The following is a 6299-nucleotide window of genomic DNA, read 5'->3' on the forward strand; positions in this document are numbered from 1 at the left end:
AGATTCTGGTGCAAAACTTTATGCAAACTATTATTATGGTGAATATATATATAATTCAGCTGATGCAACAGTAAATGCAGGTGATACAAGACTTACTCCTGTGAGAAATTACGGAGCCAACACTCTCGTAAACGCCTCAGATTCTGATGCTACGGACACTTTGGCGCTTGTATCCTTTGCAGGAACTGAAAAACATGCAGAAAATATTGTCTCTAATGGAGTTTATGACAATGGAGAATATATATACGATGATGTGGATGGAGACAATCTTGTTTCTGTAGGGGATAAAAGATTAACATATGTTGGGAATTATAGATATGGTACTGTAGTTCAAGCAGGAGATTCCGATGTTGGAACAACTCTTATAAGCTTTGGGGCTACAGAATTACATACAGACCATATTGTTACTAACGCCACTTACGATTCTTTATATGGAGAATCAAATATATTTGCAGTCTCAACTTCTACAGTGGATCATTTTGAATTTGCAGTGATTCCTTCTCCTCAAACTGCCGGTGTTCCATTTACTGTGACAATATATGCTAAAGATTCTGCAGGAAGAACAGTAACCTCCTTTAACAATCAGGTAACGCTTTCTTCCTCTCCCACAATGGGTATTTCCACAAATCCCTCTCCTGTAGTATTTGTAAATGGAGTATGGACGGGAAGCGTCACCCTCAATACTCCTTCCACTGCTGTAAAACTCATTGCAACTTATGGAAGTGCAACAGGTGAATCAAATACATTTGCCCTTCAGGGAACACTTAATCATTTCTCATTCTCATACATTCCATCTCCTCAAAAAGTAGGTCAGGCTTTTTATGTTGAGATTACAGCAAGGGATGGAAATGAAAATATCGTTACTAATTTCCTTGGAAATGTGAACCTTAGTTTGAATCCAGCAGGTCCAGTTTCACCATCAACAGTTGGACCATTTGTAAATGGTAAGTGGAGTGGTTATATAACTGTCAATGCCTCTTTCTCCAGCGTTCAAATTATAGCTACTGATGCTGGAGGGAGTGGAATGACTGGAGCTTCCAATGCTTTCTCAGTTCTTGGTCCACTTGATCATTTCCACTTTTCATCTATTGGACCACAGGCATCTGGCGTTCCATTCCACATAAGAATTGAAGCTCATGATATGGATCATAATCTTATATATGACTTAAACACAACACTTACTTTAACTTCATCTGTGGGAAATATCATTCCAAATACTGTTACCATGACCAATGGAGTATTTGAAGGTGATGTAACTATTGATACACCAACTCCTGATGTATTCATCACAGCAACATCTGAGGGTAAGAGTGGAAATTCTAACCATTTCTCTGTTTCAGCTGGACTTCACCACTTTACCTTTGACCCTGTGGCTAATCCACAAACAGCAGGGACTCAATTCTTTGTAAAAATATATGCTAAGGACCACCTTGATAATGTGATTCCAAATTTCTCTGCCACAGTAAATCTCTCTGCTACAGTTCCAACAAACTATGTTATAGAACCTACAAGTGTAACTTTCCAGAATGGAATGTGGCAGGGATATGTAACTCTATATAAGTCAGGAACAAACGTCCAACTTAAGGCTGATTTTGCATCTAAATATGGCCTTTCAAATACCTTCAATGTGATTCCAGGACCGCTTCACCACTTTAAGGTAACTTCCAATACCCTTGATGCTGCAACAGGTGAGTATAGACCAGTTGGTCCCCAAACTGCTGGATGTGTATTTGACCCGGGAGCACATCCTGAAAATGCTTTGAGGATTACTGCGGTTGATCAGTGGGAGAATACTGTAACTACTTATACAGGGACAATACATTTCACATCAACAGACTCTTTGGCAGTTCTTCCAGGAGATTATACTTTCACCGGATCGGGACCGGGAAATGATAATGGAACTCACACTTTTGGAGCAGTAACTATGAACACTCCTGGAATTCACACAATAACTGTATATGATACATCAAATCCTTCTGTTTCAGGAACTTCAAATGAGTTTACAGTTGCAAGTCAAACTGTGGATCATTTTGAGTTCGACTTCATTGGTCCGCAGACGATAAACAACTCCTTTGATGTAACGATATATGCAAAAGATTCGAATGGATATATAATAAGTGCATGGGATGACACTGATACTTGGGGAATATATGGCGGTGGAACATGTAATGCAGATATATCGGCAAGTAGTGGAAATGTTAACGGTGGTGCTACATACACTACACCAAACTTCTACCTTGGAACTATAACTGTAGCCATATCCCTTGATACTCCGTCTCCAAACATGAGATTAACTGCAACAAGTGGTGCAATTACAGGAACATCAGATCCCTTCACATGTGCGTCCAATGTGCTTCACCATTTCCAGTTCGAACCTATATCCAATCAAACAGCAGGTGTTCCTTTCCAGATAACAATTACAGCAAGAGATATGGCAGGCTCTTTGATAACCGTATGGAATGGAATTGCAAATCTTTCTGCATCCACTGGACCTGGAACAATAACTCCAATATCTACAACAGCATTTACAGATGGAAAGTGGACTGGAACTATAACACTTAATACACCAAATCCTTCTGTTCAAATTTTTGCAGAGGACCCATCCACTCATAAGATGGGAATGAGTAATATATTCTCTGTTTATGGGGCACTTGATCACTTCGTCTTTGATACAATTTCATCTCCACAGATAGCAGGAGAAGGATTTACAATAAAGATATATGCAAAGGATTCATTAGACTACACAATACCTAACTTCTCAGATCAGGTAAACCTTTCTGTAAATCTTGGAATTATTACGCCAACCACTACTGGTCATTTCAGTGGAGGTGTATGGATTGGAGAGGTCATTCTTACTGGTGCAGGAGATAATGTAAAGATAACTGCTGAAAAGGATGGGCATACAGGAGAGAGTAATCTATTTACAGTTCTCCCAGCAGAGGTCCATACTTTTGAGTTTTCAGCAATAGGACCCCAGACTGTTAATATACCATTCACAGTGACTATTACTGCAAAGGATGAGTTTGGAAATGTATGCACAAACTTTAATGGAAGTGCAACTCTCTCTGCAGAAAATTCCACTGTTGTTGAACCAACCACTATAACCTTTACATCTGGTGTGTGGACAGGCGATGTAAAGTTGGGGGAAGCTGGAAATCATGTTAAACTTAAAGTTACTCTTACAACTCCATCTGTTGAATCCTTCTCCAATGAATTCTCTGTGGCAAAGGGTCTTGATCATTTCTTAATCTCAACCATTGGAAACCAATCAAAGGGAGTTCCTTTTGAGATTACAATTACTGCACAGGATGAGGATGGAGCAACATTTACCTCCTTTGCAGGGAATGTGGAGGTGAGTTGTTCTCTTGGAGTTGGTTCAATCCTTCCAACATCCCTTGGTCCATTTGTGAATGGAAGTTTCACAGGAGAGATAACTATTACAAAGCCAGGAGAGAATGTCACTATTACAGTGAGAGACCCCATCACTGGAAAGACTGGCACATCCAACGCCTTCAATGTAGTGGGTGATAAACTTGTGTTTAAATCTTCGCCACAGGTTATAAATCTTGATGAAGCATCCCAACCAATAGTTATTGGTCTTGAAAGTCCTGATGGTAATCCATTAATTGCCTCAGAGGATATAACAATTAATCTAACTACCACTTCCTCAACAGGAAAATTCTCCACAGATGGAACAAGCTGGGGAATATCCACCATAACTTTCCCATCAGGTTCTAATGAAGTATCCTTCTACTACAAGGATTCAACGCCAGGTGCATGGGATATAACAGTTTCAGCTGAAAATTATGAGTCTGCAACTCAGAGAATAACAGTAACAGGAACAAATGCCAATGGATCTGGAAGTGTCACAATGACACCAGATTCTGCGCTCACAGGAGATATTGTAAATATAACATTTACCTTTACCTCAACCTTTAATCTCTCAGGTGGAGCGATAAAGATGAGTGTTCCCACTGGATTTCCCAATCCTCAAACAACACAGCCCTCGGGGAATGGATTTGTTTCAGTAATCCCTGAAAGTGGAGTTTCCCTTGGTACTATAAATGTGAGTACCAATTCCCTTACTATAAATATCCAAACCATGGCAAGTGGAAAGAAGATTACCATTAAATATCAGAATGTCTTAATTCCAAATAATCCAGGGACTTACACATTCTCCTTTATGACTATGGGAGCTGGAGGCACTTTTACTCCCATTTCCAATCAACCTCAATTTACTGTTGAAAGAGGATTCAATCTTGAGATACTCTCTTTGAGTGTGGAACCACTATCCGCTGGAGTGAATGCCTCTTTTACCCTTATTATTAGAGTTGGGACAAGAGGTGCCCTGGATGTATCTGACGATATAAACATTAAATTCCCAACAGGAACAGAGATACCGGCAAATATCCCATCTGGTATGATAAAGATAAACGATACAGAACTTACTACTTCTCCCATAGTCAATCAATCCTCAAGCACAATAACAATTAAAACACCAGTTCCCATACCAGCAGAGACAACAGCAAAAATTGAGATATCAGCAAATGCCGGGATTATTAATCCATCAAATGCAGGGACATATTCCATAGAGGTAACAACCCTTAAAGAGACAACCCCTGCATCATTCTCCTTCACCCTTTCACCACCACCGCCAATACAGGATGTTGAAGTTCAGGTTAAACCTCAAAGTGCAGGAAAAGAGGCAGAATACACAATAAACTTTAGAATCTCAATGAATCTTCTGGAGGGAGACAAGATTTACATAAAGTTCCCCAACGGCACATACCTTCCACCGGTTATTCAGCCGGCAGCAATAGAAATATCTGGTTTCCCAATATACCATGAGCCTGTAGTTATTGGAAGACTTCTTGTAATAACCCTTTCAGCCCCAGTAACCAGTGGAGATGTCTATATTTCCATAAGTAAAAGTGCAGGGATAAAGAACCCAGAGATACCTGATAAGTATATACTCTATCTCTACACATCAAAGGATTTGACAGAGGTTCCATCTTCACCATATGAAATTGTCTCAACTCCAGTGACAGTCATACATATTAACCCATCTGCTCCTGATGGGATAAATGGATGGTATATTACCAAACCAAGAATTACATTTGAGGCAAGAGGAGAAGGAGAAGTTGAGACATACTATTGGTGGGATGATGAAGCACCAAGCCTTTATGTGGGAGAGATAACTGCTCCAGAGGGAGAACATATCCTTCACTACTATTCAAAGAGCAAAGGGATTGACAATGCTGAACCTGTGAGAACTAAATCCTTTAAAGTTGATTCCACACCACCAAAGATAACAATCCTTGAGCCTCAGAAAGAATATACAAACAAGGAGAATCTAATAATTTCAGGAATTACAGAGCCGGGAATACTTGTTGCATGTTCTGGTTCAAGAACCACATCAAACTCAAAAGGACAATTTACCCTTAAAGTAAAGTTATCTCAAGGTTTGAACACCCTTAAGGTTCAAGCCATTGACTCTGCAGGAAACACAGGAGAGGTTGTTATAAAGATAACTCTTGACACAGCACCTCCTTATCTAAAACTTGACCCATCCTTAAAGAAATGGATGGAGGTTTATGAACCAACTATAACTATAAAGGGAGAAGTTGAGGTTGGAGCAGTGCTTACAATAAATGGTCAACCTGTGAATGTAAATCCCGATGGAACTTTCTCCTACACAGTGACTTTGATGGAGGGAAATAACTCAATTCATATTACAGCAGTAGATAAAGCAGGGAACTCCACTGATATATATCTACCTGTGAAATACATAAAGAGGACCATCGTTAAGATAAAGATAGGCTCAAGAACTGTATATGTTAATGGTGAACCTCATGAAATTGAGGCTGCTCCATGGATTGATAAAAAATCTGGAAGAGCAATGGTTCCATTGAGGATCATAGCAGAGGCTTTTGGTGCCACTGTTGAGTATAGATATGTTTCCTATGGAGATGAAAGGGTTTCTATAATATTTAACATGAAGAGGATAGATTTGAGGATTGGAAGTAAAATTGCATACATTGATGGTTTCCCAGTAACCCTTGATGTTGCTCCAGTTATTATAAATGGTAGAACCTTTGTTCCAATAAGATTTATAATGGAGACTTTCGGTGCAAAGGTTGATTGGGATCCATTTACAAGAGAGATTATAATTACTTATCCTGCTCCATAATGAATTTAATTAGAGATATATATAAATAAAAAGATAAGGAGGTCTTTTTATGAAAAAACTTAAAATTAGTCTGGCTGTAATTTTGGGGCTAATAATTTCTATGGTGTTT

1 protein-coding gene is annotated in these 6299 nt (G+C 39.2%); it reads left to right on the forward strand.

Annotation, left to right across the window (positions count from 1 at the left end):
- Nucleotides 1–6190, forward strand: a 6190-nt coding sequence (locus tag J7J33_01915) for a hypothetical protein (protein MCD6168046.1), incomplete at its 5' end; no start/stop codon positions are given.
- Nucleotides 6191–6299 lie beyond the last annotated feature (109 nt).

The sequence above is a fragment of the Caldisericia bacterium genome (genome assembly GCA_021158845.1).
Classification (GTDB): domain Bacteria; phylum Caldisericota; class Caldisericia; order B22-G15; family B22-G15; genus B22-G15.